General features: G+C 73.5%; 24 protein-coding genes. 8 read left to right on the plus strand and 16 right to left on the minus strand.

Translation table 11 applies throughout. The features are described from left to right. Positions 1–352 precede the first annotated feature (352 nt). Complete coding sequence (locus Afe05nite_RS30490) at positions 353–1,078, minus strand: DUF2470 domain-containing protein (protein ID WP_203820706.1); 726 nt, start codon at positions 1,076–1,078, stop codon at positions 353–355. Between the two features lie 132 nt (positions 1,079–1,210). Here Afe05nite_RS30490 and rpsD point away from each other — a divergent pair, with 132 nt between their 5' ends. Beyond that, a complete protein-coding gene (rpsD, locus tag Afe05nite_RS30495) occupies positions 1,211–1,819 on the plus strand; it encodes a 30S ribosomal protein S4 (RefSeq protein ID WP_203820707.1) in 609 nt (202 codons plus the stop codon). A gap of 36 nt (positions 1,820–1,855) precedes the next feature. Here rpsD and Afe05nite_RS30500 read toward each other — a convergent pair whose 3' ends face one another. Together Afe05nite_RS30500 and Afe05nite_RS30505 are read right to left on the minus strand one after the other, a co-directional pair. Continuing rightward, complete coding sequence (locus Afe05nite_RS30500) at positions 1,856–3,679, minus strand: AMP-dependent synthetase/ligase (protein WP_203820708.1); 1,824 nt, start codon at positions 3,677–3,679, stop codon at positions 1,856–1,858. 157 nt (positions 3,680–3,836) lie between these two features. Beyond that, a complete protein-coding gene (locus tag Afe05nite_RS30505; protein ID WP_203820709.1) occupies positions 3,837–5,075 on the minus strand; it encodes an MFS transporter in 1,239 nt (412 codons plus the stop codon). 110 nt (positions 5,076–5,185) lie between these two features. On the opposite strand from Afe05nite_RS30505, the gene pdxR reads away from it, so the two are divergent. Beyond that, positions 5,186–6,595 (plus strand): MocR-like pyridoxine biosynthesis transcription factor PdxR, encoded by a 1,410-nt coding sequence (gene pdxR / locus Afe05nite_RS30510; RefSeq protein ID WP_203820710.1) that lies wholly within the window; start codon positions 5,186–5,188, stop codon positions 6,593–6,595. Here the strand turns inward: pdxR and Afe05nite_RS30515 are convergent. Together Afe05nite_RS30515 and Afe05nite_RS30520 are read right to left on the minus strand one after the other, a co-directional pair. Beyond that, the gene (locus tag Afe05nite_RS30515; RefSeq protein WP_203820711.1) at positions 6,484–7,767 is read right to left on the minus strand and encodes an APC family permease; all 1,284 of its coding nucleotides are present in this window, start codon (positions 7,765–7,767) and stop codon (positions 6,484–6,486) included. The genes pdxR and Afe05nite_RS30515 overlap by 112 nt on opposite strands. A 66-nt stretch (positions 7,768–7,833) precedes the next feature. Beyond that, the gene (locus Afe05nite_RS30520; protein WP_203820712.1) at positions 7,834–8,454 is read right to left on the minus strand and encodes a TIGR03085 family metal-binding protein; all 621 of its coding nucleotides are present in this window, start codon (positions 8,452–8,454) and stop codon (positions 7,834–7,836) included. A 108-nt stretch (positions 8,455–8,562) separates the two neighbouring features. Between Afe05nite_RS30520 and Afe05nite_RS30525 the strand changes: the two genes are divergently transcribed. Both Afe05nite_RS30525 and Afe05nite_RS30530 read left to right on the plus strand, forming a co-directional pair. Beyond that, positions 8,563–10,350 carry an ABC transporter ATP-binding protein gene (locus Afe05nite_RS30525; protein ID WP_203820713.1) on the plus strand — a complete coding sequence of 596 codons (1,788 nt, stop codon included), beginning with the start codon at positions 8,563–8,565 and terminating at the stop codon, positions 10,348–10,350. Continuing rightward, a complete protein-coding gene (locus Afe05nite_RS30530; RefSeq protein ID WP_203820714.1) occupies positions 10,347–12,104 on the plus strand; it encodes an ABC transporter ATP-binding protein in 1,758 nt (585 codons plus the stop codon). Before Afe05nite_RS30525 ends, Afe05nite_RS30530 begins: the two co-directional genes overlap by 4 nt. Positions 12,105–12,411: 307 nt before the next feature. Here the strand turns inward: Afe05nite_RS30530 and yczR are convergent, their stop codons facing one another. Beyond that, entirely contained in the window at positions 12,412–13,866 is a 1,455-nt protein-coding gene (yczR, locus tag Afe05nite_RS30535) for a MocR-like transcription factor YczR (RefSeq protein WP_203820715.1), read from the minus strand. 59 nt (positions 13,867–13,925) lie between these two features. On the opposite strand from yczR, the gene yczE reads away from it, so the two are divergent. Both yczE and Afe05nite_RS30545 read left to right on the plus strand, forming a co-directional pair. After that, positions 13,926–14,564 carry a membrane protein YczE gene (yczE, locus tag Afe05nite_RS30540; RefSeq protein ID WP_203820716.1) on the plus strand — a complete coding sequence of 213 codons (639 nt, stop codon included), beginning with the start codon at positions 13,926–13,928 and terminating at the stop codon, positions 14,562–14,564. Between the two features lie 66 nt (positions 14,565–14,630). Further along, positions 14,631–15,059: a hypothetical protein gene (locus Afe05nite_RS30545; protein WP_203820717.1), complete on the plus strand. Its 429-nt coding sequence runs from the start codon at positions 14,631–14,633 to the stop codon at positions 15,057–15,059. Here the strand turns inward: Afe05nite_RS30545 and hisF are convergent. Then, a complete protein-coding gene (hisF, locus tag Afe05nite_RS30550) occupies positions 15,056–15,817 on the minus strand; it encodes an imidazole glycerol phosphate synthase subunit HisF (RefSeq protein WP_203820718.1) in 762 nt (253 codons plus the stop codon). The genes Afe05nite_RS30545 and hisF overlap by 4 nt on opposite strands. Positions 15,818–15,893: 76 nt before the next feature. Between hisF and Afe05nite_RS30555 the strand changes: the two genes are divergently transcribed. Further along, entirely contained in the window at positions 15,894–16,844 is a 951-nt protein-coding gene (locus Afe05nite_RS30555) for a LysR family transcriptional regulator (RefSeq protein ID WP_203820719.1), read from the plus strand. Between the two features lie 19 nt (positions 16,845–16,863). Here Afe05nite_RS30555 and Afe05nite_RS30560 read toward each other — a convergent pair whose 3' ends face one another. The 9 genes from Afe05nite_RS30560 to hisD are packed head-to-tail and all read right to left on the minus strand — an operon-like array spanning position 16,864 to position 23,982. After that, positions 16,864–18,114 carry a cellulose binding domain-containing protein gene (locus Afe05nite_RS30560; protein ID WP_203820720.1) on the minus strand — a complete coding sequence of 417 codons (1,251 nt, stop codon included), beginning with the start codon at positions 18,112–18,114 and terminating at the stop codon, positions 16,864–16,866. Between the two features lie 59 nt (positions 18,115–18,173). Next, positions 18,174–19,112, minus strand: coding sequence for a PaaX family transcriptional regulator (locus Afe05nite_RS30565; protein WP_203820721.1), 939 nt, complete (start codon positions 19,110–19,112; stop codon positions 18,174–18,176). A 20-nt stretch (positions 19,113–19,132) separates the two neighbouring features. Further along, on the minus strand, positions 19,133–19,852 hold the full coding sequence (priA, locus tag Afe05nite_RS30570) for a bifunctional 1-(5-phosphoribosyl)-5-((5-phosphoribosylamino)methylideneamino)imidazole-4-carboxamide isomerase/phosphoribosylanthranilate isomerase PriA (protein ID WP_203820722.1): 720 nt from the start codon (positions 19,850–19,852) through the stop codon (positions 19,133–19,135). Between the two features lie 40 nt (positions 19,853–19,892). Then, positions 19,893–20,210, minus strand: coding sequence for a hypothetical protein (locus tag Afe05nite_RS30575; RefSeq protein ID WP_203820723.1), 318 nt, complete (start codon positions 20,208–20,210; stop codon positions 19,893–19,895). 2 nt (positions 20,211–20,212) lie between these two features. Continuing rightward, positions 20,213–20,833 (minus strand): imidazole glycerol phosphate synthase subunit HisH, encoded by a 621-nt coding sequence (hisH, locus tag Afe05nite_RS30580; protein ID WP_203820724.1) that lies wholly within the window; start codon positions 20,831–20,833, stop codon positions 20,213–20,215. Then, positions 20,830–20,988 carry a CG2302 family histidine operon protein gene (locus Afe05nite_RS30585; RefSeq protein WP_203820725.1) on the minus strand — a complete coding sequence of 53 codons (159 nt, stop codon included), beginning with the start codon at positions 20,986–20,988 and terminating at the stop codon, positions 20,830–20,832. The genes hisH and Afe05nite_RS30585 overlap by 4 nt, the downstream gene beginning before the upstream one ends. After that, positions 20,988–21,599, minus strand: a complete 612-nt coding sequence (hisB, locus tag Afe05nite_RS30590; RefSeq protein WP_203820726.1) for an imidazoleglycerol-phosphate dehydratase HisB — start codon at positions 21,597–21,599, stop codon at positions 20,988–20,990. The genes Afe05nite_RS30585 and hisB overlap by 1 nt, the downstream gene beginning before the upstream one ends. Further along, a complete protein-coding gene (locus Afe05nite_RS30595; RefSeq protein ID WP_203820727.1) occupies positions 21,596–22,657 on the minus strand; it encodes a histidinol-phosphate transaminase in 1,062 nt (353 codons plus the stop codon). Before Afe05nite_RS30595 ends, hisB begins: the two co-directional genes overlap by 4 nt. Then, a complete protein-coding gene (gene hisD, locus Afe05nite_RS30600) occupies positions 22,654–23,982 on the minus strand; it encodes a histidinol dehydrogenase (RefSeq protein WP_203820728.1) in 1,329 nt (442 codons plus the stop codon). Before hisD ends, Afe05nite_RS30595 begins: the two co-directional genes overlap by 4 nt. A 113-nt stretch (positions 23,983–24,095) precedes the next feature. On the opposite strand from hisD, the gene Afe05nite_RS30605 reads away from it, so the two are divergent. After that, positions 24,096–24,809, plus strand: a complete 714-nt coding sequence (locus tag Afe05nite_RS30605) for an LON peptidase substrate-binding domain-containing protein (protein WP_203820729.1) — start codon at positions 24,096–24,098, stop codon at positions 24,807–24,809. Positions 24,810–25,928 lie beyond the last annotated feature (1,119 nt).

Raw genomic sequence — 25,928 nt, forward strand, 5'->3', positions numbered from 1 at the left:
CCTCTAGCCACCTTCCGCCGCGAGGACCACAACGTCCTTGAAAAAGGGGCCGCCGACTGCCGGGAGGCCCCTTTTTCCAGGTAGAAGGGCCCACGGATGCCACCCCGCCGCGGAACGCAAGGGTCTCCGAGGCCGTCTCGAGAGGTCCGGGGACGGCCGGACACGACCCGGCGCCATCGCAAAGCCGGCACACGTCACGCCTGGCGGACCGGTCCCCTCCAGGGGGCAACCGGGGGTGCGGGGCGGGGTGAACCCGGCGGGGCCGGGGCCGGAAGCGCGCGACGGCCGGGGGAGGTCCTGGCGGGGCCGCGATGATCGGCCCCGACGTGCGGCGGTTCCTGGACGAACCGCTTCAGTGACCGCAGCGGTGGCAGAGTACCGGGTGCAGCAGGTGGGCCAGGTCCTGCCGGTCGGCGACCGGGCGGGGGAAGCCGAGCCGGGCCAGTTTGTCGTCGAGGCGGACCATGAAGCCGTAGCGGTCCAGCCGCACCACCCGCGGTTCGTCGCGGGGCTGGAAGGTCGAGCCGAGCTGGCGGCGCACGTAGGCGCTCATCTCGGCCGGGTGGTGGTCGGCCAGGTCGGCGATCAGGTCGAACTCGATCTGCCGCAGCGGGTCGGGGGTGGCCTCGGCGAACGCGTCGGGGTCGACGTCGACGAGCTTCTCGTTGCGCTCGTAACGCACCTCGGCCACGTCCATCCGGTGCAGCACCTGGGTGTCACCCACGTCGAGCAGGTCACCGGTGGCGTCGATGTCGGCGTAGTCGAGGACGGCCCGCCGCAGCTCGTCGCCCTCGAGCCGGGTGACCCAGCCGGACACCCAGACCCGCCCGAGCGCGGGTGAGCCGGCCATCGGCGGCACGTCGGTGATGTCGAGGACCATCGCGATGTCGGCGGAGCCGGTCGGCGGCCGGGTGGCGGTGGTGAACGCGCCGTCGGCGGGCGAGAGCAGCAGCACCCGGCCGTGGGCGTCGGTCACGTGCCGGACCGGGAGCGGGCCCGGGCGGCAGGCGATGTGCGCGACGGCGGGCAGGTGCCCGGCGGCGAGAGTCCTCGCGACCTCGGCGTGGCTGGGCTGCATGCGTGGTACCTCCGAGCACCGGTTAGGCTGACCTTAGTAAGGTGAGGCTAACCGTAGCAGCCGCTGCTGACAACGCTGCCGACACGGGGCTGCCGACCACCGCCGCAAGCGCAAGTGACTCCCGGAGACTCCATGAACAACTCAAGGCCCAAGGCCAAACTCTCCCGTGCCCTCGGCATCCCGCTGACCCCCAAGTGCGTGAAGTACTTCGAGAAGCGGCCCTTCCCGCCGGGTGTGCACGGGCGGTCGCGGCGCAAGGCCTCGGACTACCAGGTGCGGCTGCTGGAGAAGCAGCGCCTGCGGCACCAGTACAACGTCAGCGAGGCCCAGATGCGCCGGGCGTACGAGGACGCGCACCGGGCCGAGGGCAAGACCGGCGAGACCATGGTCACGCTGCTGGAACGCCGCCTCGACGCGGTCGTCGTCCGGTCCGGCCTGGCCCGCACCGTCTACCAGGCGCGTCAGCTCGTCGTGCACGGCCACTTCACGGTCGACGGGCAGAAGGTGGACCGGCCCGCCTACCGCCTCAAGCCGGGCCAGGTCGTACAGGTGAGGGAGAAGAGCCGGACGCGGCCGCCGTTCCAGCTCGCGGCCGCCGGCGCCCACCTGGACGGGCCGACCGCGCCGTACCTGTCGACCGCGCTCGAGGAGCTGCGCACCACGGTGCTGCGACTGCCGGAGCGCAAGGAGATCCCGGTGCTCTGCGACGAACAGCTGGTCGTCGAGTTCTACGCCCGCTGAGCATGCCGGGGGCCCGCGAAGGCCCCCGGCACGGCGTCAGATCTGGGCGAGCGAACCCTCGTACATCCGGTCGATCTCGGCCGCGAAGTTGGACTCCACGCTCCGCCGCTTGATCTTCATGGACGGGGTGATCTCGCCGGCCTCGATGCTCAGGTCGCGAGGCAGGATGGCGAACTTCTTCACCGTCTCCCACTTGTTCAGCTTGCCGTTGAGCTCCTTGACGTAACCCTCGACGAGCTCGGTGGTCTGCGGCGCGGCGCAGATCTCGGCGTAGCTCCGGCCGGCCAGCGGCCCACCGGCGGCCCAGGCCACGATCGCGTCCTCGTCGAGCGAGATCAGCATCGTGACGAAGTTGCGGGCCTGACCGACGACGACCGCCTGCGACGTGTACGGGCAGACCGCCTTGAACATGCCCTCGATCGCACTGGGCGCGATGTATTTGCCGCCCGAGGTCTTGACCAGGTCCTTCTTGCGGTCGGTGATGCGCAGGTAGCCGTCGCTGTCGAGCTCGCCGATGTCGCCGGTGCGCAGGAAGCCGTCCTCGGTGAACGCCTCGGCGGTGTCCTTGGGCAGGTTGTGGTAGCCCCGCATGACCGGCGCGCCGCGCAGCAGGATCTCGCCGTCCGAGTCGATCCGGCACTCGAGGTCGCCGAGCGGCTGGCCGACCGTACCGATCTTGAGCTTGCCGGCCCGGTTGACGAAGTTGGCGGCGCTGCTCTCGGTCAGGCCGTAGCCCTCCATGATCGGGAGGTTGGCGGCCGCGAAGAACTCGGCGATGTCGCGGCTGAGCGGCGCCGAACCGCTGACCAGGACCCGGAGCCGGCCACCGAGGCGCTCCTGGAGCTTCGAGAAGACCAGGCGCTCGGCCACCGCGAACTTCAGCTTGAGCCCGCCCGGCACCGGCTTGTGGGCCTGCTCGAGCGCGACCTTCTCCTTGCCGACACCGACCGCCCAGCCGAAGATCTTGGCCTTGGCGCCGCCGCTGCCGAGCGCGGTGGTGACGGTCTTGTTGTAGACCTTCTCGAAGATGCGGGGCGCCGCGCACATCAGCGTCGGCTTGACCACCGAGAGCATGTCGACGAGCTTGTCGACGCGGCCGTCGACATAGGTCGGCACGCCCACGTGGATGATGCCGCAGAGCAGCGTCTTGCCGAACGAGTGGGACAGCGGCAGCCAGAGGTACTGCAGGTCGGTCGCCTCGAACAGGCCGAGGTCCTCCTGCGCGACGCCCTCCCAGGTCCAGCCGCTGTGCAGCAGCTGCACGCCCTTGGGCCGGCCGGTGGTGCCGGACGTGTAGATCAGGGTGGCGAGGTGCTCGGGCCCGACCTCGGCCACCACCCGCTCGATCAGCTTCGGGTCGTCGCGCAGCGCGGCCGCGCCCCGCTCCTCCAGCTCGCCGAGGGTGAGCTGGGCCGGGGTGGCACCCGCGTCGGCCTGCCCCTCGAGCAGCACGACGTGGGTGACGGCGGTGTCGGCGCCGGCGATCTTGAGGGCCTGCTTCGGGTTCTCCGCGAACAGCACCTTGGAGTCCGAGTTGGCCACGATGTAGCTCGCGTCCTCGGGCTCGGTGGTCGGGTAGACCGTGGTGGTCGCGGCGCCGGCGCAGTTGATGCCGAGGTCGGCCAGGACCCACTCGTAGCTCGTGCCGGCCAGGATGGCGACCCGGTCCTCCAGGCCCACGCCGAGCCCGCGCAACCCGGCCGCGATGCGCGAGGCGCGCTCGCCCACCTCGGCCCAGGTGTGCCACACCATGCCGGTGTCGTCCGCGTCGGGCGTCGCGAACGCCTGCCCGTTCGGTGTCGCCGCCACGCGCTTGAAGAACATGTCGGGAATCGAGCGGTAGGGAACGTCGAGAGCCATTACGCCGCCTTACGAAACCTGAACGGGGGAATATTGCGAGTTGGTTACCGCAGGGTATTGAAAGAGCCGCCGGAGGGCTAGTACCGACAAGTCTATCGACCCGGACACCCGCTGACCCGGCCAGGAACGGGCGTGCCGGAGATCGGCACCGGCCGCCTCACCGGTCGGGACGAGCCGGCCAGACGGTGCTGACCTGGTCGATCGGTTTCATGTCACGGATGCCCGCGGCCAGGCTCGCGGTCAATGCCGACACCGCCACCGCGGCCGCGAAGATGCCGATCGCGGCCGGGCTCCCCCACGCCGTCACGACCAGCCCGGCCACCAGCGGCGCGACCGCCGACGCCGACATCGCGGCCATGAAGATCACGCTGAGCACCCGCCCCTGCAGCCGGTCCGGGGTGATCGCGGCCTGGTAGCCGAGCAGGGCCGCGTTGCAGGCCGGCCCGATGAAGATGACGAGCGCGAGCGGTACGGCGGCGACGACGCTGGTGGTCAGCCACGCGCTGCCGGTCAGCACGCAGGCCGACGCCCAGCAGATCGAGCGGAGCAGCCGCGGGAACGGCAACCACCGCTGCAGCCCGGGTGCCACCAGCGCGCCGGCGAGGCCGCCGACGGCCACGATCGTCTCGGTCAGGCCGATCACCCCGGGGCGTACGCCGTGCGCCTGCAACGTGATGACGATGGTGAAGACGGCACCGTTGAGCGCGAAGTTCAGCGGGGCCGCGACGGCCAGCACCGCCCGCAGGAACGGGTTGGCGAACACGAACCGCAGCCCCTCGGCGAGCGCGGCGGCGTGTCCGGGCGGCTCGCGGTCGCGGCGCGCCTGCAGGGGGCGGCGGATCAGCGCGAGGCCGGCCAGGGAGAAGAGATAGGACACCGCGTTGCCGACGAACGGCAGCGCGGGCGCGACGCCGAAGAGCAGGCCACCGAGCGGCGGGCCGGCGAGCGAGGCACCGTACGCACGGGCCTCGTTACGAGCCACCGCGGCCGGCAGCTGGGCCGGCGGGACGATGCTGCGCAGGGACGCGTACTCGACCGTGCTGAAGACGGAGTTGCCGGCGGCGTCGAGGACGGCCACCACGATGATGACCGCCGGCCCGGCCCGGCCGGTGGCGATCGCGACGGCGAGGCAGGCGTACGCGAGCAGCCGGACGGCGTCGCAGAGCAGCAGGGCGCGGCGGCGGTCGACCCGGTCGGCGAGCACCCCGGCGGGCAGCCGGACGGCCAGCCGGACCAGCAGGGCGGTGGTGCCGACGAGACCGGCCTGGACCGCCGAGCCGGTCAGCTCCAACACCAGCAGCGGCACCGCGAGCTGGGCGATCGCCGCCCCGAGGTCGGACAGCGACTGGCTGGTCCACAGGAGGTTGAACTCGCGGTTGCGCCACAGGCCACTCACCGCTCGAACCCGGTCGGTAGCAGCCCTGTCACCTAGCGCAACATATTTACCGATGGCGATTCCTGCAAGGGCCTGGCCCCGCGCCGTCCGCCTCGTACCAGAATGGGCCGGTGGATCTGGTCCTCGAACCCGGCGGCAACGGTGAGAAGACGGTGCTCGTCTACCGGGCGCTGCGGGCCGCCATCGTGGACGGCCGCCTGCCCGCCGGTCATCGGCTGCCACCGACCCGGGCCCTCGCCACCGACCTGGGGGTCTCCCGGGGCAGTGTGACGACGGCCTACGAGCGGCTCGGCGCCGAGGGCTACCTGGTGGCGCGGGTGGGCTCCGGCACCTACGTCGCCGCCGTCTGCGCGGCCCCCGGACCGCGCCGGGCGCCCGCCGATCCGCTGCGGCCGCGAGCCCCCTGGCGGCCCCGCCCGACCAGTCACGGGCAGGCCACGCCGCGCTACGACTTCCGCACCGGCATCCCGGACGCGGCGCTGTTCCCGTTCGACACCTGGCGCCGGCTGGTGGCGGCGGAGATACGGCTCGGCGCGCACAGCCCGGCCCACTACGCCTCCCCGGCCGGGCATCCGGCGCTGCGCGCGGCGATCGCGCGCTACCTGGGTGTGTCGCGATCGCTGACGGCCACCGCGGACGACCTGGTGATCACCAACGGGACCCAGCACGCGCTCGACCTGATCGCCCGGGTGCTGCTGCGGCCGGGCGACATGGTGGCGGTGGAGGACCCGGGCTACCCGGCGGCCCGGCTGCTGTTCGAGTCGCACGGGTGCCGGGTCACCGGGGTGCCGGTCGACGACGAGGGCCTGGTGGTGACCGCGCTGCCGGCGGGCTGCCGGCTCGTGTACACCACCCCGTCGCACCAGTTCCCGCTCGGCGGCGCGATGAGCCTCGCCCGTCGCCGCGAGCTGCTGGACTGGGCGCGCCGGCGGGCGGTCGCCGTCGTCGAGGACGACTACGACAGCGAGTTCCGCTTCCAGGCGCGGCCGCTCGAGCCGCTGCACAGCCTCGACACCGCCGGCCGGGTGCTCTACGCGGGCACCTTCTCCAAGAGCATGCTGCCGTCGGTGCGTACCGGGTTCGTGCTGGTGCCGCCGGGTCTGCGCGACGCGGTGGCGGCCGCCCGCCAGCTCGGCGACGGGTACGGCCCGCCGCCGGTGCAGGCCGCCCTCGCCCGGTTCGTCGAGGACGGCCAACTGGCCCGGCACGTGCGCAGAGCCGGCCGGGAGTACGCCCGCCGGCACGCGCTGATCTCAGCGGCGCTGAGCGGCCTGCCGGAGCTGACGGTGCTTCCGTCGGCGGCCGGCCTGCACGTGACCGCCCAGCTGCGCGGCGGCGCCTCGGCGACCCCCGTGATCGCCGCCTGCGCCGCCGCCGGCCTGGCGGTGGAGGACCTGGCCGACTACTGCTACACCACCTCGCAGGCCGGCTTCGTGTTCGGCTTCGGCGCCACCGACCCGGCGCTGATCGGCGAGGGCCTGGCGATCTTCGCCGACCGGCTGGCCCGCCACGCCCGATAGGCGATCGCGCCGGCCGCGACGACCAGGGACAGCAGCGCGGGCGGCCCGGTGAGCACGAGCAGCACGACCACGGCCACGAACGCGACCGCCGCGCCGGCCCGGGACGCCCCGCGCGGCAGCAGGCGCAGCGCGGCCGCGGTGCCGAGCACGTAGACGAGCGTGAAGCAGCCGGTGACCAGCAGCATCGAGGTGTGCAGCGCGATCGGCAGCAGCGCCGAGCCGAGACCGGCGACCAGCACGAACGTCAGCGACCGGCGCCGGGTGCCGAAGACCCGGGCGGGCAGCGCGCCGTCGCGGGCGAGGGCGGTGCCGAGCCGGGACGCGCCGGCCAGGTAGGCGTTGACCGCGCCGACGGTGAGCAGCACCGCGACCACGGCGGTGAGGGACCGGACCGGGCCGCCGACCCCGACGGCGAGCAGGTCGGCCAACGGTGCCGTGCTGGTGCCGAGCGCCGGGCCGAGCACCAGCACACTGGTGACGGCGACGGCCAGGTAGAGGCCGCCGACGACGACCACCGCGACGGCGGTCGCGCGGGGCACGTCCCGGCGGGGGTCGCGGTAGTCGGGCGACAGCGAGGCGACCGCCTCCCACCCGGCGAACCCCCAGACGAGTACGGCCGCGGCCGCGCCCACCCCGGCCCAGCCGTGCGGAGTGAACGGGGTGAGGTTGGCGAGTCGCGCCTGCGGCAGCGCCGCCACCACCGTGCTCAGCAGCAGCGCGGCCAGGATGCCGGTCAGCACCAGCTGCACCCGGCCGGAGATCCGCAGGCCGAACCAGTTCATCGCGTAGACGACGCCCACGACGACCAGGAACGTGCCGAGCTCGGTGGTATGACCGCCGCCGAGGACACCGGCCACGTAACCGCCGGCGAACGCGACCGCGGCCGGCGTGCCCAGCGGCACCGCGAAGTAGAAGCACCAGCCCACGGCCGCGGCGGCGCTCGGCCCGAAGGCCAGGCGCGCATATGTCGAGACGCCGCCGGCGTCCGGATGACGGGCGCCGAGCGCCGCGAACGTCCAGGCCAGCGGCGCCGACAGCACGATCAGGGCGAGCCAGGCGACGAGCGAGGCGGGACCGGCCTGGGCGGCGGCGAGGGCGGGCATGGAGATCACGCCGGTGCCGAGGACCGCCCCGACGCTCAGTGCGGTCCCCTGCGCCACGGAAAGCTTCATGCGCTCGACCGTACGGCTGGATTGGCCTTTGATCTGGACCAATTCCGCCGTGATCGGTTAGACCGATCAGAGACCCAGGCGGGCGTTTCTCAGCGAGTCGTCGGGGCCGTCGACGTCCACCCGCGCGCTCGCCTGCCGGCCGGACAGGAACAGCGCCAGCTCCCCCGCCGGACCACTCAGCGTGACCTGCGGCTTCTCCCCGACGGTGAACTCGCCGAGGCCGCCGGACTCGACCACCCGGACCGGGAGCCGGGCCCGGCGCAGCGCCATCTTCCCGGCGAAGACCGCCTGCCGCCAGAGCACCACGGACTGGTCCGCGGTCAGCGTCCGGGGCTCCCACCCGGTGGCGGCGCGGCGCACGTCCTCGTGGTGGATGAAGAACTCACCGGCGTTGGCGAGCTCGTCGGTCAGCGGGTTGCTCACCGGGCTCCACCACGGCGGCCGGCGCACCTGCTCGACCACCCGGTCGAACGGCTCCGCCGCCTTGGCCAGCCGGATCCGCTCGGAGCGCCCGCGCAGCGGCGGGATCAGCATCCCGAGCGCGGAGTCCGGCCGCCGCTCCCGCACCACCAGGTGCGCCGCGAGATCGCGGGTCGTCCATCCGGCACAAAGGGTGGGCTCGTCCGGCCCGAGACGCAACAGCAGGTCGGCGAGTTGTCGGCGCTCACTTCTGGCAAAGGCGGTCACCAACGTGATGCTAGACACTTGGTCACGTGTGTAAACGGCGGCGCCGGTTCGGCAGGATGGATCGGTAAGGCCGGTCACCCCGGCTAACCCTTACCAGTCAGGTAGGAAATGAGCGACAGCAGGGCCAGCCGGGACGTGCTGGGACGGGGGCTGCGAGTGCTCGGCCACGCGATCCGGGCCGAGCCGAGGCTGTTCACCGCCGGCGTGGTCGGCAGCAGCGTCTTCGGGTTGCTGATCATCGCCAACTCGTACGTCGTGGGTGCCGTGATCGGGCGGGTCGTCGTGCCCGCGTTCGCCGACCACCGCGCCGCCACCGGCTCGCTCGTCCTGGTCGCCGCCGTCTTCCTGGGCCTGAGCGTGGTGCGGGTGGCCAGCATCTTCGGCCGCCGCCTGGGCGCCGGTTACATGCAGTTCCGCCTGCAGGCCCGCTACCGCCGCGCGGTGACCCGCCGCTACCTCTCGCTCCCGCCGGCCTGGCACCAGAAGCACGCCACCGGCACGCTGCTGTCCAATGCCAACTCCGACGTCGAGGCGGCATGGGGGCCGATCGCGCCGCTGCCGTTCGCGGTCGGCACGGTCGTCATGGTGCTGGCCGCCGTGCTCGCCCTCTTCCTCACCGACTGGGTGCTCGCCCTGGTCGGGGTGGCCCTCTTCCCGACCCTGTTCGGGCTCAACGTCGTCTACTCCCGCTACATGTCGCCCCGCCAGATCAAGGCGCAGCAGATGCGGGCCAAGGTCAGCGCGGTGGCGCACGAGAGCTTCGACGGCGCCCTGGTGGTCAAGACCATGGGCCGCGAGGAGGACGAGTCGCAGCGGTTCGCGGTGTTCGTGACCGAGCTGCGCGACGCGCTGATCTCGGTGGGCCGGCTGCGGGGCCTGTTCGACCCGGTGATGGACAGCCTGCCCAGCGCCGGCACCCTGGCGGTGCTGCTGCTCGGGGCGTGGCGTCTGCAGCAGGGGGCGATCAGCGTGAGCGAGCTGGTGACGGTGTCGTTCCTGTTCACGGTGCTGGCCTTCCCGGTACGGGCGATCGGCTGGGTGGTCGCCGAACTGCCCCGCAGCGTCGCCGGCTGGGACCGCCTGCAGTCCGTCCTGACCGCCACCGGAGACCTCTCCTACGGCACGCGCTCGCTGTCCTCCACCGGCCCGGCCGGCCTGACCTTCGCCGGCGTCGACTTCCGCTACGACGACGGCCCGCTCGTCCTGCACGACGTCAGCTTCGAGGTGCCGCCGGGCCGGACCGTCGCGCTGGTCGGCCCGACCGGCTCCGGCAAATCGACGATCGCCGCCCTGGCGATCCGCCTGGTCGACCCGGCCGCCGGCACCATCAGCATCGACGGCGTGCCGACCGCCGAGCTCACCGCGGCCGCCCTCGCCGGCACCGCCGCCCTCGTACCGCAGGTCCCGTTCGTCTTCGACGACACCGTGCGGGGCAACGTCAACCTCGAACGCGCCGGCCTCGGCGACGACGACGCCTGGTCGGCGCTGCGCCTCGCCCAGGCCGACGGCTTCATCGAGAAGCTGCCGGCGGGCCTCGACACCGCCGTCGGCGAACGAGGTACCTCCCTCTCCGGCGGCCAGCGCCAGCGCATCACCCTGGCCCGCGCCCTGGCCGGCCGGCCCCGCCTGCTCGTGCTCGACGACGCGACAAGCGCCGTCGACCCGCGCGTGGAGGCGGCGATCCTGCGGTCGCTGCGCGCCGGCGACGCCGGCGCGTCGATCCTGGTGGTCGCCTACCGCCGGGCCACGATCGCGCTCGCCGACCTGGTCGTCTATCTGGAACAGGGCAAGGTGGTGGCCATCGGCACCCACGCCGAGCTGCTGGCCGCCAACCCCGGCTACGCCGACCTGGTGACCGCATACGAGAAAGCCGAGCAGGAGCGCGTAGAAGCATGAGTGACGGCACCCTCGCCACCGTTCGCCGGGGCCTCGCGCTCTCCCCCGAGCTGCGCCCCGGCATGGCCGGCACCATCGCCCTCGCCCTCGTGCAGATGGGCGGCCGGGTCGCCGTGCCGATCGCCGTGCAGCAGGGCATCGACCACGGCATCCGCGCCCCGGGCGGGCCCGACCTGGGCGTCGTCACCCGGGTGGTGGCGCTGACCTTCGTCGCCCTGGTGATCTCCACGATCGCCGGCTACCTGATGACCCGCCGCCTGTTCACCGTCTCCGAGACCGCGCTCGGCGCCCTGCGTTCCCGCACGTTCCGGCACATCCACGATCTGTCGATGCTGCACCAGCAGTCCGAGCGGCGTGGCTCGATGGTGTCCCGGGTGACCAGCGACGTCGACCAGATCTCGCAGTTCCTGCAGTTCGGCGGCGTGCAGCTGCTGCTCTCCTCGGGCCAGCTGCTGGTGTCGACGCTGGTGATGCTCTTCTACTCGTGGCAGCTCACCATCGTCGTACTCCTCGCCTTCGGCCCGTCCGTCGTCGTCATCCGGCTCTTCCAGAAACGCCTCGCCGGCGTCTACCGCGCGGTCCGCGAGCGGACCGGCGTCATGCTCGGCGCGGTCGCGGAAAGCGTCGTCGGGGCCATGGTCATCCGGGCGTACGGCGTGTCCGGCCGCACCGAGCAGCGCCTCGACACGTCCATCGAGCGGCTGCGCGTCTCCCAGCAGCGGGCCCTGCGCACCAGCGTGACCAGCTTCTCCTCGGGTGAGCTGGGCGCCGGCCTGGCGCTGGCCGCGGTGGTGGTGCTCGGCACCCTGATCGGTGTCGACGGCGGCCTGACCGTCGGCGAGCTGACCGCGTTCCTGTTCCTGGTCACCCTGTTCATCCAGCCCGTGCAGATCGCCACCGACATGCTCAACGAGGCGCAGAACGCGGTGGCCGGCTGGCGCCGCGTCCTCGACGTGCTCGACCTCGACCCGGACGTCGCCGACCCCGACGACAAGGGCGTCGAACTGCCCGCCGGCCCGCTGTCGGTGCGCTTCCGCGACGTCTCGTTCCGCTACCCGGGCGGCCCCGTCGTCCTCGCCGACGTCGACCTCGAACTGGCCGCCCGCCGCAAGGTCGCGGTGGTCGGCGAGACCGGCAGCGGCAAGACCACGTTCGCGAAGCTCCTGACCCGCCTGATGGACCCGGCCGCCGGCGAGGTGCTGCTCTCCGGCACCCCACTGACCGCGGTGAAGTTCTCCTCGCTGCGCTCCCGGGTGGTGATGGTCCCGCAGGACGGTTTCCTCTTCGACGCCACCGTCGCCGAGAACGTCCGCTTCGCCGCCCCCGCCCTCACCGACGACGAACTCATGGCCGCCTTCAAGGAACTCGGCCTGGCCGACTGGGTCGACGGCCTGCCGGCCGGCGTCGAGACCCCGGTGGGCGAGCGCGGCGAAGCCCTCTCGGTCGGCGAGCGGCAGCTGGTCGCCCTGGTACGCGCCTACGTCGCCGACCCCGACCTGCTGGTGCTCGACGAAGCCACCAGCGCCGTCGACCCGGCCACCGAAGTGCGCCTGCAACGCGCCCTCGACACCGTGACCCGAGGCCGCACCACCGTGGCCATCGCCCACCGCCTCTCCACCGCCCAGGCCGCCGACGAGGTGATCGTCGTCGACGCCGGCCGCGTCGTCCAGCGCGGTTCCCACACCTCGCTGGTCGCCGAGGAGGGCTCGATCTACGCCAAGCTCTATGCCTCGTGGCTGGAACAGACCCGCTAGCCGCCCTTCGCCCCGGTTCCGCCCGGCCCTGTCGGGAGCGCCCACCCTCCGGATCCCGTCACCCGCGCACCGGGCGGCCCGGCCGCATTCCCGCAAAAGCGACGCCCGGCCCGCCGCTACCAAGCGATCTGCGCGCATTGCCGGAAAGGGAACGCGGAGAGTCTCGACACGACCCCCGCCGGGCAGAAACGCCACGCCCTCTCGAAACGGGGCAGCACGTCCGGAGAACGAAGGACGACCGGGCCGCCACGACCAAAAGCGACAGGGAACGCGGCGAGCCCGGGAGCGGCGGCGGGAAGGGCGGCGTCTAGGCGATGACTGCGGCGGAACGCCAGGACGGGCGGACTCCGCGGTCGAGGTCGTAGCGGACCGAGGCGATGCGTGTCACGGCCTCGACCAGGTCGGCCTCGGGCAGGGTGAAGGGCAGGCGCAGGAAGCGTTCCAGGGTGCCGTCGAGGCCGAAGCGCGGGCCCGGCGCCAGGCGCACCCCGACGTCCTCCGCGGCGCGGGCCAGGGCGCTGGAGATCGGGCCGTCCAGCTCGGCCCAGAGGGTGACGCCGCCGGCCGGGATGGTGAAGGTCCACTCGGGCAGCTGTTCGCGCAGGGCGGCGACCAGGGTGTCGCGGCGGGTGCGCAGCTGGGCTCGGCGGGCGGCGACGATGCGCTGGGACTTCTCGAGCAGGCGCACGCCGACGAGTTGTTCGAGCACCGGGCTGGACATGTCGACGCCGACCCGGATGGCGGCCAGCCGCTGCACCAGGGGGGCGGAGGCGCGGACCCAGCCGATCCGCAGGCCACCCCAGTACGGCTTGCTCATGCCGCCGATGGACACGACACGGGAGTGCCGGTCGAAGACCGCGACGGGTGGGGGCATCTCGCCGCCGTCCAGCGGGAGGTCCACGAACGACTCGTCGACGATCAGTTCGGTGCCCGCCGAGTGGGCCGTGGCGACGAGCCGCTCGCGCAGGTCGGCGTCCATCAGGTGGCCTGTCGGATTATGAAATTCCGGGATGACGTACGCGCATCGCGGCCGCCCCTGACGCAGCGCGCCGAGGAGCATCTCGCCGTCCCAGCCGGTGGCCGTGTCGAGTCCGTGGGTGCTGATCCGGGCGCGCCGGGCGGACAGGGCGGCGAGGGCGTTGGGGTAGGTCGGCGCCTCCACGAGGACCGGTGAGCCGGCCGGCACCGAGAGCCGCAGCACCAGGTCGAGGGCCTGCTGGGTGCCGGCGGTGATGATGATCTGCTCGGCGCCGGTGGCGACCCCGCGCGCGGTGTAGCCGGCCGCGACCGCCTCGCGCAGTTCGAGCAGCCCGGTCGGGTGGTAGCCGGCGCTGCCCAGGTAGCGCGGCAGGTCGTCGGCGGCGGCGCGGGCCGCGCCGACCAGTTCGTCGGGGGCGGGCAGGGCCGCGACGCCGAGGTCGATGACGTCGCTGTCGGCGATCGGCGCCCACAGCCCGGAGGACGCCACCCGGTGGCCCTGCGGCAGGGTGGTCCAGCTGCCGGCCCCGCGCCGGCTGGTGAGGTGGCCGCTCTCGCGCAGCGTGCGGTAGGCGGCGCTGACCGTGGTACGGCTGATCGCGAGGGCCTCGGCCAGTTCCCGTTCCGCCGGCAGCCGGACGCCGAGGGGCAGCCGGCCGTCGCTGAGCAGTCCGCGCACGGCGGCGGCGAGGGCGGCGTAGTCGGGGCTCCGGTGCCGGCCCGGCAGGGAGTGCCACTGACCGAGGAGGCGGGCCAGTTGTACGCCTCGTACCGTGCTCGTCACAGCCACCTCCCGGGAATTGGCTCTTCAGCCTGGGCCAATTGGCCTTCAGAGTGGCACTCATGACCCTGACTGGCAACGGAGATCGTCGTCTCACCCGCCGCCTCGCCCAGCTCTTCACCGGGCTGGTCCTGTACGGCGTGAGCATGGCGTTCATGGTGGAGTCCGGCCTGGGTCTCAATCCGTGGGACGTCTTCCACCAGGGTCTGTCGAGGGCGACCGGCCTCAGCTTCGGCTGGGTGGTCATCCTGGTCGGCGTCCCGGTCCTGCTGCTGTGGATCCCGCTGCGGCAGCGACCCGGCTTCGGCACAGTGGCCAACCTGTTCGTCGTCGGCTTCGCGGTCGACGCCGCCCTCGCGGTGCTCCCGGCCGGCCACGGCCTCCCGGCGCGGATCGGTTACCTGGTCGGCGGCATCCTGCTGAACGGCCTGGCGACCGGCCTGTACATCGGCAGCCGCTTCGGCCCGGGACCGCGCGACGGGCTGATGACCGGCGTCGTCGGCCGGTTCCCCCGGCTGTCGATCCGCCTGGTGCGTACGTCGATCGAGCTTCTCGTCCTCGGTGCCGGTTTTCTGATGGGCGGCACCGTGGGCGTCGGCACGATCGCCTACGCCCTCGCCATCGGGCCGCTGGTGCACCTGTTCCTGCCGTGGTGCACGGTGGCCGCCCCGCCGCAGCGGATGCCGGCCTCAGTGGACTGACTCAGGTCGGTGATCATCCGGACACATTTTCTTCCCGGTGGGCCCGCTTCGCGGCATCATTGCGGCATGGGGGCTGGCGGCTGGCAGTGGAACGACGCATGGATCTTCGTGTCCGCGGTCATCGCCGAGCGCCTGGAACGGGACCGGGCCATGCACGCCGCCCTGCCGGTGACCGGGGCCAGCCTGGCCGACGTCCTCGCCGCCGCGGATTTCCTGCACCACGCCGTGCCCACCCGCCCCGAGCTGGAGGAGTCGGTGCGCCGCCTGGCCGGCGCCGGGCTGATCCTGGTCGAGGACGACATCATCGAGGTCGCCGCGGCCGGTGAACAGCTGTGGCGCACCCGCCCGTTCAGCGGGCTGTCCTCCGCGGTGATGACGCTGCAGACCCAGCTCAACCGGGTGAGCACCCCCGGCGAGTCCGACTGGGTGCTCGACGAGCAGACCTACCACACGGCCGTCCGAGAATATTCGCTCCGGCTCGCCGACGGCCGTTAGCGCACCGGGTTGCCGGCCGCCCGCAGGCCGTCCTTGACCTCGCCGATGCTGAGCTCTCCGAAGTGGAAGACGCTCGCCGCGAGCACCGCGTCGGCCCCGGCGGCCACGGCCGGCGGGAAGTGTTCCACCGCCCCGGCGCCGCCGCTCGCGATCACCGGGATGTCGACCACGGCCCGCACCGCCGCGATGAGCTCGATGTCGAAACCGGCCTTGGTGCCGTCCGCGTCCATCGAGTTCAGCAGGATCTCGCCGGCCCCGAGGGAAGCCACCGTGCGCGCCCACTCGATCGCGTCGAGCCCCGCACTGCGCCGCCCGCCGTGGGTGGTGACCTCCCACCCGCTCGGCTGCCCGGCCGAGCGCCGCACGTCGAGCGAGAGCACCAGCACCTGGTTGCCGAACCGCTCGGCGATCTCCGAGATCAGCGCCGGCCGGCTGATCGCCGCCGTGTTGACCCCGACCTTGTCGGCGCCCGCCCGCAGCAGCACGTCGACGTTCTCCGGCGAACGCACCCCGCCGCCGACGGTGAGCGGGATGAACACGCTCTCGGCGGTGCGCCGCACCACCTCGAGCATGGTGCCCCGGTCGTCGGAGGACGCGGTCACGTCGAGGAAGGTGAGCTCGTCGGCCCCGGCGGCGTCGTAGGCGGCGGCCAGCTCGACCGGATCACCGGCGTCGCGCAGGTCGACGAAGTTGACCCCCTTGACCACCCGGCCCGCGTCCACGTCGAGACAAGGGATCACCCGCACCGCCACCGTCATCCGCCCAGCCTAGTGACGCCCCGGCGGGCCCGGCGAGGCGGAGCCCCCGCGCCGCCGGGCTTGTAGGGTCGGCCACGTGATCGACCTCGGCCGCCTGCGGGCACTGAACGCCGTCGCCGGGAACCGGAGTGTCGTGGCCGCCGCGCAGGCGCTGCGCTGCACCCCGTCGGCGGTCTCGCAGCAGCTCGCCAAGCTGGAGCGGGAGACCGGCACCGCGCTTGTCGAGAAGGACGGCCGGGGGCTGCGGCTCACCGAGGCGGGGCGGCTGCTGGCCCGGCACGCCGAGCGGGTTCTCGCCGCCGTCGACGAGGCGGAGGCCGCCCTGGCCGCGCACCGGGACACGGTCACCGGCCGGCTGACCGTGTCCGCGTTCGCCACCGCCTGCCGGGCGCTGCTGCCGGGGGCGTTGCACCGGCTCGCCGCCGAGCATCCGCAGCTGTCCGTCGGGCTGGTCGAGGCGCACCCGCACGAGGCGCTGGAGGCGCTGCACCGGGGGCACGTCGACCTGGCGGTGGTGGACGACTGGCCGGAGGTGGCGCTGCGCTACCCGTCCGGTGTCGTGCACGCCGAACTCGGCTGGGACCGGGCCGACCTGATCGTGCCGGACGGCCACCGCCTCACCGGCCCGGTGGAGCTGGCCGAGTGCGGCGACGAGCGGTGGATCGCCGCCAAGCCGGCTGATCCGTGCCTGGAGTGGCTGGTGCGGGTGCTGCCGGGCGTCCGGCCGGAGCTGCACGTGAGCGAGTTCGAGACCCAGCTGACCCTGGTCGCCGCGGGGCTGGGCGTGGCGGTCGTCCCCCGGCTGGCCCGCCCGCCGCTGCCGGCCGGTGTCCGGCCGGTGCGGCTCGTCCCCGAGCCGCGCCGCCGGGTGGTGCTCGCCTGGCGGGAGACCGCCGCCGCCCGCCCGGCCGTCCGGGCGGCCGAGCGGGCGTTGCGGCAGTCCTGGCAGCGGATGGCCCCGCCGGCACCGGGACCCGCCGGCACCGGGACCGGCCGGGGCTCCGCCGGCACCGGGACCGGCCGGTGAGCCGCCGCGCCGTGCTCCGTCAGGTGGCGGCGCAGGTGGCCGTGGCCCCGGCACCGGTCCCGGTGCCCTGGAAGCCGAAGCTCGCGCTGCCGCCCGCCGCCAGCGTGCCGTTGTACGACACGTTCGCCATGGTCACCGTGCCGCTCGTGCCGGTGGCGGCGGCGTTCCACACCGAGGTGACCGCCGCCCCGCCGGGCAGCGTGAGGGTGACCCGCCAGCCGCGGATCGCGGCGTTCCCGGCGGTGACGACCACGCCGGCGACGAAGCCGCCGTTCCACTGGTTCGACACGGTGTAGGCCGCCGAGCAGGAACCGGCCGGGTCGCTGGGAGTCGGGGCCGGGCTGCTGGGGGCCGGGCTGCTGGGGGCCGGGCTGCTGGGGGTCGGGGCCGGGCTGCTCGGGGACGGGGTGACCGGCGGGGTGGTCGGCGGGGTGCCGTCGCCGAGGGTCAGGTTCTTCTGCCGCACCTGCCACTGGGTGCGGCACAGCCCGCAGTCGGCGCCCACGAAGTTGGTCCCCGCTGTGGTGTCGCCCTTGAGCCGCCACTTCAGGTAGAGCACCGCCACCCGGCCGAACTCGCCGCCGTTCGCCTGGTCGTAGGTGCCGCCGTGGCCGACGTTGAGGTTGCCCATGAAGGCGGGCAGCCCGGCCGGCAGCTTGCCCCAGTCGTCGACGGCGTTCGGGTAGGCGATGTCGCTGGGCCCGCCGACGAAGTAGGCGATCGGCTTGGTGAGCCGCTTGAGCTGGTAGTCGTCGGCGTCGTTGAGCAGCCCGCTGCTGAAGATGGCGGTGGTGGTGACCCGCGGGTCGGTGGAGACGGCGTACGCCTCCAGGCCGCCGCACGACCAGCCGGCCACGGCGACGTGCGCGGTGTCGAGCCGGCCGTAGTACTTGCCGCCGGACCGCGAGTTCTCCGCGACCGCCCAGTCGATGGACTGGGTGAGCATCTGCGACGTGGTCGACCCGGACCCGTTGGGGGCTCCGCTGGCGATGGCGAGGAAGCCGTGCGACGCGATCTCCCGGAGGAAGTTGATCTGCCCGGTGCCATTGGCCGCGCACCCGCCGTTGCCCCACACGAAGATCGGCAGACGCTCGGCCGGCAGGTTCTGCGGCCGGTAGATCGTGTGGTTGGGCAGGGTGGCCGACGTCTCGTAGTCGGCCGGGTAGGGCCCCGAGCCACCGACCGCCGCCCGGGCCGGTGCCGCGCCCCACCCCACCGCCGCCACCACCAGCGCCGCGACGGCGGCTCCGATCGTCGACCGTCTTCCCATGGTGTCCTCCCGCGTCGGCCTCCGGTTTGCAGTTACTATCACCATCGCATCGAAAACTGTCAATGCTGCGGGCCGACCGGCGCCGGGTTCGCCGGGTCGGTCGAGGCAGCGAAAAAGATGATCCAGTCGGCCGCCGCCGGCCAGTACGGGGTGGTCACCTCGATCAGCCGCGCCCGGGCCGGCGAGCCGAGCGCGGCGTGGATGTCGAGGAAGGTCGCCCGGGCCCGCGGGCGCGGCCACGACGGGGGCAGCAGGTGCGCCGGCAGATCCGGATCGACCTCCGGGAAGCGGCGCCACGCGTCCATGACCGAGGTACGGGCGACCAGCGCCCGCGCCGCGTCCACCGTTCCGGCCCGCACCTCGGCCCGCAGCGCCGCGAACCGCTCGGCGAACCCGGTGTACGCCCCGGCCAGCCCGGCCAGGTCGTACGCGGCGGCCGGACCGTGCGGCCCGGCCTCCTCGTCGAACCGGGCGTGCATCACCGACCAGCGGGCCCCCGGCACCGGCCCGAGAAGCTCCCGCAGCACCGCCCGCACCGGCCCGGCATCCGACCCCGGCCGGATCCACACGCTGTCGTACAGGCCCGCGAAGCGCAGCCCGGCCAGCGACTTGCGGACCGCGTGCCGGGTGGCCTGACCGGCGCTCGGGATCGAGTACGACACCGTCACCCAGTCCCCGGTCCACCGCGGCGGGTGCGCCCCGAAGTTCAGGAACCGCTGCATGTGCCACCGATGGTGGGCGAAGGCCGACGCGGTGACGTGGTAGACCGGCGAGCGCCCCCGGCCGCGCATCGCGAGCAGACCCCGGCGGGTCAGCCGGGACAGCGCGGACCGGGCGCCGGCCTCGCTCACCCCGAACTCGGCCAGGATCGCGATGACCGCCGGCGACGGCAGGCCCGCCTCGGTCGAGTTCAGGTACTCGCCGAGGACGGTCGCCAGCAGGTGCTGCGGGCTCGAGCCCGCCTGGGACCGCGGGAGACGGAGGTCGTCGGCGCTCAACGGACCGGCCGCCCGGCGACTCAGGCCAGGGCGGCGAGGGCCTCGCGCACCGTGAACGCCCCCGCGTACAGGGCCTTCCCGGCGATTACGCCCTCCACCCCGAGGTGTTCCAGCGTGGCGAGGGCGCGCAGGTCGTCCAGGGTGGACACGCCGCCGCTGGCGATCACCGGCTTGTCGGTGGCCGCGCACACCTCGCGCAGCAGGTCCAGGTTGGGGCCCCGCATGGTGCCGTCCTTGGTGATGTCGGTGACGACGTACCGGGCCGCGCCCGCCTTGTCGAGCCGGGCCAGCACCTCGTACAGGTCGCCGCCGTCGCGGGTCCAGCCACGCGCCGACAGGGTGCGGCCGCGCACGTCGAGGCCGATCGCGACGCGGTCGCCGTACTCACCGCAGATCCGGTCGCACCACTCGGGGTCCTCCAGGGCGGCGGTGCCGATGTTGACCCGGGCCGCGCCGGTGGCCAGCGCGCGGGTCAGCGACTCGTCGTCGCGGATGCCGCCGGACAGCTCCACCCGCACGTCGAGCCGGCCCACCACGTCGGCGAGCAGCGCGGCGTTGGAACCACGGCCGAAGGCCGCGTCGAGGTCGACCAGATGCACCCACTCGGCCCCGTCGTTCTGCCAGGCCAGCGCCGCCTCGAGGGGGTCGCCGTAGGCGGTCTCGGAACCGGCGGCGCCCTGCACGAGGCGGACGGCCTGGCCGTCGGCGACGTCGACGGCGGGCAGCAACTCCAGGGTCACGGGGTCTCCCAATCGGATGAGCGAGAACGGAAAATGGCGGTCACGCCCGCCTGCCCCGGACGAGGACGACCAGGGCCGGCAGGGCAACGACGAGCACGAGGGTGAGCACGATGCGCAGCGCCACGTCCGGCACGAACAGCCAGACCGCGGTGATCGCGAGCAGCGGGATCAGCAGGATGCCGAGGCGTTCGCGGGTGCTGCGCCGGTAGATCCGGCCGGGCCGGCCGACCCGCGGGGTCAGCCGCCGGACGAGTTCCCGGCGGCGTTGCCGGCGAGCCACCTTGCGGGCCCGGCCGGCCTTCTCCTTCTCCAGGACGGCGAGCCGTTGCGCCCGCCGCCGCGCCCGTTCCTTCGACACCGCTAGAGCCCAGCCACCCAGTTGCGCAGCAGCGCGTAACCGGCGTCGGCCGATTTCTCCGGGTGGAACTGCGCCGCGGCCAGCGACCCGAGCTCGACGGCGGCCGCGAACGGCCGGTCATGGCTCGCGGTGGTCACCTTGGCGCCGGCCCGGTGCAGAAGATCAAGGTCCTTGGCCGCGTACGAGTGGACGAAGTAGAACCGGGCCTGCGGGTCCAGCCCGCCGAACAGGTCGGACCCGTCGGCCAGGTCCACGGTGTTCCAGCCCATGTGCGGGATGCGGGCGGCGTCGAGCTTGCTCACCACCCCCGGCAGCAGCCCCAGCCCTTTGGTCCGCACGCCGTGCTCGACCCCCGAGTCGAACAGGATCTGCATACCGACGCACACCCCGAGCACCGGTTTCCCGGCCGCGACCCGGCCGGCGATCACCGGCCCGGCACCGAGCGCCTCGATGCCGGCCATGCACGCCGCGTAGGCGCCCACCCCCGGCACGAAGAGCCCGTCGGCGTCGGCGGCCGCGTCGAGATCGCTGCTGACCCGCACGTCCACCCCGGTGCGGGCGACGGCGCGCTCGGCCGAGCGCAGGTTGCCGGAGCCGTAGTCGAGGATGACGACCGATGTCATGAGTCCCCCGGGAGCAGCCACGCGACGCCACCCGCGAGGGCCAGGGCGGCGAGCACCCCGACCAGGCCGACGCTGAACTTGGTGGCGCCCGACCGGACGAGCTGGACCACGCCGCCGACCAGGAAGCCGCCGACGATGAAGAGCGCGACCGCCATCAGAGCACGCCCTTGGTGGACGGCAGGGCGCCGGCGTTGCGCGGGTCGATCTCGACGGCCTCGCGCAGCGCCCGGGAGAACGCCTTGAACTGCGTCTCCACCACGTGGTGGGCGTCCGGCCGGCCGCCGTCGCGGGCCGCCCGCAGCACGGTGACGTGCAGGGTCAGCTTGGCGGCGATCCCGAACGACTCGAAGATGTGCCGGGTCATGCTCGTCGGGTAGACCGGGCCGATGTAGGGCGCCAGATCCGGCTCGTCGTGCACGACGTAGGCCCGGCCGGACAGGTCGACAGCGGCGCGGACCAGCACCTCGTCCATCGGGATGGTGGCCGACCCGTACCGCCGGATGCCGGCCTTGTCGCCCAGCGCGCGGGAGAAGGCCTCGCCCAGGGCGATGGCCGTGTCCTCCATCGTGTGGTGCGCGTCGATCTCCAGGTCGCCCTCGGTCCGCACGGTCAGGTCGAACCCGCCGTGCTTGGCGAGCTGGTTGAGCATGTGGTCGTAGAAACCGACCCCGGTGCTCAGGTCGCCCTTGCCGGTGCCGTCGAGGTCGATCTCGACGAGCACCTTGGTCTCGTTGGTGACGCGCTCGATGCGCGCGGTCCGGCTCATCGCAGGGCCTCCAGGAAGGCGTCGGTCTCGGCGGGGGTGCCGGCGGTGACGCGCAGCCAGCCGGGCAGGCCGACGTCGCGGATCAGCACCCCCCGGTCGAGCAGTTTCTGCCAGGCGACCCGCTGATCGCCGCCGACCTCGAACAGCACGAAGTTGGCGTCGCTGTCGGCCACCCGGAAACCACGCTCACGCAGCGTGCTGACGATGCGGTCACGCTGCACCTTGATCGCCTCGACGGTCGCGAGCAGAGCGTCACGTTGCGCCACCGCGGCGCGGGCCGCCGCCTGCGTCAAGGAACTGAGGTGGTACGGCAGGCGCACCAGCTGGACGGCGTCGACCACCGCGGCGTGCGCGGCGAGGTAGCCGAGCCGGCCGCCGGCGAACCCGAACGCCTTGCTCATCGTGCGGGTGACGATCAGACGCGGGTGCTCGGGCACCAGCGTCAGGGCGCTCGGCGTTCCCGCCCGGGCGAACTCGGTGTAGGCCTCGTCCACGACGACCACCCCCCGCGCGCGTTCCAGCACGGCGGTGATCACCTCGGGGTCGAGCGCGGTGCCCGTCGGATTGTTCGGCGAGCAGAGGAACACCAGGTCGGGGTCGTGCTCGTCGAGAGCCGCGACCGCCTTGCCGGGGTCCAGGCCGAAGTCCGGGTCACGCAGCGCGCCGATCCACCCGGTGCCGGTGCCGAGCGCCAGCAGCGGGTGCATCGAGTAGGACGGACCGAACCCGAGCGCGGTGCGCCCGGGGCCGCCGAACGCCTGCAGCAATTGCTGCTGCACCTCGTTCGACCCGTTGGCGGCCCACACCTCGGCCACGCTCAGGCCGTGCCCGAGGTAGTCGGCCAGGGCCGTACGCAGAGCGATCGCGTCCCGGTCGGGATAGCGGTTGAGGTCGCGCAGCTCGGCCTGCACGGCCTTGCCGATCGCCTCGACCACGTCGTCCGGCAGCGGGTACGAGTTCTCGTTGGTGTTGAGCCGCACCGCCACGTCGAGCTGCGGGGCGCCGTACGGCGTGCGGCCCCGCAGGTCGTCGCGGATCGGCAGATCCTCGATGTTCATCGCTCGAACCGGGCCTTCACAGCCTCGCCGTGCGCCGGCAGATCCTCGGCGTTGGCCAGCGCGACCACGTGCCGGGCGACGTCCTTGAGCGCGGCCTCGTCGTATTCCACGACGTGGATGCCCCGCAGGAACGACTGCACCGACAGGCCGGACGAGTGGCGCGCGCAGCCCGCGGTCGGCAGCACGTGGTTGGAGCCGGCCGCGTAATCGCCGAGCGACACCGGCGACCAGGCACCGACGAAGATCGCGCCGGCGTTGCGGACCCGCATGGCCCACTGCCGCGCGTCGCGCGTCTGGATCTCCAGGTGCTCCGCCGCGTACGCGTCGACGACCGCCAGACCCTGCTCGAGGTCGTCCACCAGCACGACGCCGGACTGGTCACCGGTCAGCGAGGTGCGCACCCGCTCGGCGTGCTTGGTCGCCGCCGCCATCGGGGCCAGCACCGCCTCGACCGCCTCGACGAGCGCCTCCGAGTCGGTGACCAGCACACTCGCCGCCAGCGGGTCGTGCTCGGCCTGACTGATCAGGTCGGCGGCGACGTGCCTCGGGTCGGCGGTGTCGTCGGCCAGGATCGCGATCTCGGTCGGCCCGGCCTCAGCGTCGATGCCGACGGTGCCCTGGAGAATCCGCTTGGCCGCGGTGACCCAGATGTTGCCGGGCCCGGTGATCATGTCGACCGGCTCGCAGTGCTCGATGCCGGCCGCACCGTCCACCTCGGCCCGCCCGCGGGAGCCGTAGCCCAGCATCGCCACCGCCTGGGCGCCGCCGACCGAGTAGACCTCGTCGACGCCGAGCAGCGCGCACGCGGCGAGCACCCGGGCGTCGGGCAGCCCACCGTTCTCCTTCTGCGGCGGGGACGCCACCACCAGGGCGTCGACCCCGGCCTCCTGGGCCGGCACCACGTTCATGACCACGGTCGACGGATAGACGGCCAGGCCACCCGGGACGTAGAGCCCGACCCGGCGCACCGGGATCCACCGCTCGGTGACCGTGCCGCCGTCGACGACCTGGGTGGTCACCTCCTGCCGGCGCTGGTCGCGGTGCACCCGGCGGGCCCGGCTGATCGACTCGAGCAGGGCCTCCCGGATCTCCGGCTCGAGCGCCTCACCGGCGGCCACGATGGCCTCTTCGGGCACGCGCAGCCGGGTCAGGTCGACGCCGTCGAACTTGGTGGTGTATTCCCTGATCGCCTCGAAGCCACGCTGATGGACCGCCTCGACCACCGGCCGGATCCGCTCGACCGCCACCGAGACGTCGAGCTGAGCACGGGGCAGGATGCCCCGGGGATCCCGGCGAGAACCACGCAGGTCAGTCAGTTTCAGCACGTCACCATCCTAGGCCGCGCCCGGCCGGTCCCCCACGGCGACCACCGCGGGCCCAGGCGTTGGGACACCGGAGCCGGGGTTGACCATGATGAGGCGGCCGATAGGGTGAGGTCGTGAGTGTGCGGCTGCCAGTATTCCCGCTGGGTACGGTGCTGTTCCCCGGCCTGGTGCTGCCCCTGCACATCTTCGAGGAGCGGTACCGCTCGCTGGTTCGCGAGCTGGTGGCCAGCCCCGAGGACGGCCCGCACGAGTTCGGCGTGGTCACCTTGCGCCGCGGTGTCGAGGCCCCGTCCCCCGCCCCGGCCGGCGACGACGACCCGGCCCCCGAGCCCGCCCCGATCAAGGCCGACGACCTCTACCCGGTCGGCTGCACCGCCGAGCTGCGCCAGGTCACCGAGCTGCCCGACGGCCGCTTCGACATCATGACGGTCGGCCGCCGCCGGTTCACCGTCCTCGAGGTGCGCCGGGGCCCCGAGCCCTACCTGACCGCCGAGATCGACTGGCTGCCCGACGACCCGCCCGACGAGCTGGCCGAGCAGCTGGCCCCGCGCGCCCTCGCCGCCTTCCGCACCTACCTCGACCTGCTGCGCCCCGACACCGAGGTGCTCGACGCGGTCCCCACCGACCCGACCGTGCTGTCCCACCTGATCGCCGCGACCGCCCAGCTGACCACCGACGAGCGGCAACTGCTGCTGGCCGCCCCCGACACCGCGAGCCGCCTGCGCACCGAGCTGAAACTGCTCAACCGCGAAGCCGGCCTGCTCGCCAAGGTCCGCGCCGTCCCGGTCCCCCTGTCCGACCTGGCCCGCCCCGCCAGCCCGAACTGACCCCACCCCACCCCACCCGCGGCCCGGCCCGGCCCGCTTACAGCCGCCGCCCCGGCCGCGGCCTGGCACCGGCACCGGCACCGGCACCGGCACCGGCACCGGCATGCTGACCGCTGCCCGCCCGGGAACGCTCGCCGCCCCGCCCGAGCGGAGCGCACGCTGCGTCGGCCCGCCGGGAGCACGCCTGACACCGAGAACGTCTCCGCCACATCGACCGCTGCCCCGCCATCCGGGAGCGCACGCTTCGTCGAACCGGCCGGAGGTGCGCCCGACACCGGGAAGACCGGCGCTACATCGCCCGCTGCCCCGCCACCCGGGACCGCACGCTGCTCCGAAACCCGAAAAGGACAGCCGCCGCGGCACCGGGAAGGTGACGCGGCGGCGGAAGATCAACGCGGCGCGGCGAGCCCGCTACGGCCGACAGCCGACAGCCCCGTGCCGCCCGCGCAAGCCGGCTCCGGCTAGCCGGCCGACGGCCCCGGACCCGGCTGCCCGACCCCGGCCGGCCCCGCCGGCCGTTCGAGGCGCGGCTGCCCCGGACCCGGCTGCCCTGGACCCGGCTGCCCCAAGCCCGACTGTCCTGGACCCGGCTGTGCCAAGCCCGACTGTCCCGGACCCGGCTGCTCCAGGCCCGGCTGTCCCGGACCCGGCTGTGCCAAGCCCGGCTGCCCCGGAGCCGGCTGCTCGAGACCCGGTTGCCCCCAGCCCGGCTGCTCCAGGCCCGACTGTCCCGGACCCGGCTGCGCCAGGCCCGGCCGGGCCTGGGTGGGGTCGGGCCAGCCGTCCTCGGTCGTGGGGGTGTTGGGTCCGTAGCCCGGGCGCGCGCCCGGCTGGTCCAGGTCGGGGTCGTTCGACCAGCCGGAGAGCAGGGTCAGCACGATGGCGGCGGCGAAGGCGGGCACCAGCAGCGGGCCGGTCGAGTGGACCTCGGGCGGGGCCAGGAAGGTGGCGCCCTTGCCGGCAGTCTCGCTCCAGTGCCGGTAGTCGTCGCGGCCGATCATCTCGCCGATCCACGGGGCGACCAGGTAGCCCGCGCCGAGGGCGCCGGCCACGACGCCGAGCAGCAGGAACGGTCCGCGGTCGCGGCGCATCAGCATCCACGCGGCGATCCCGACGAGC

Source organism: Paractinoplanes ferrugineus (assembly GCF_016862195.1).
Lineage (GTDB): Bacteria > Actinomycetota > Actinomycetes > Mycobacteriales > Micromonosporaceae > Actinoplanes > Actinoplanes ferrugineus.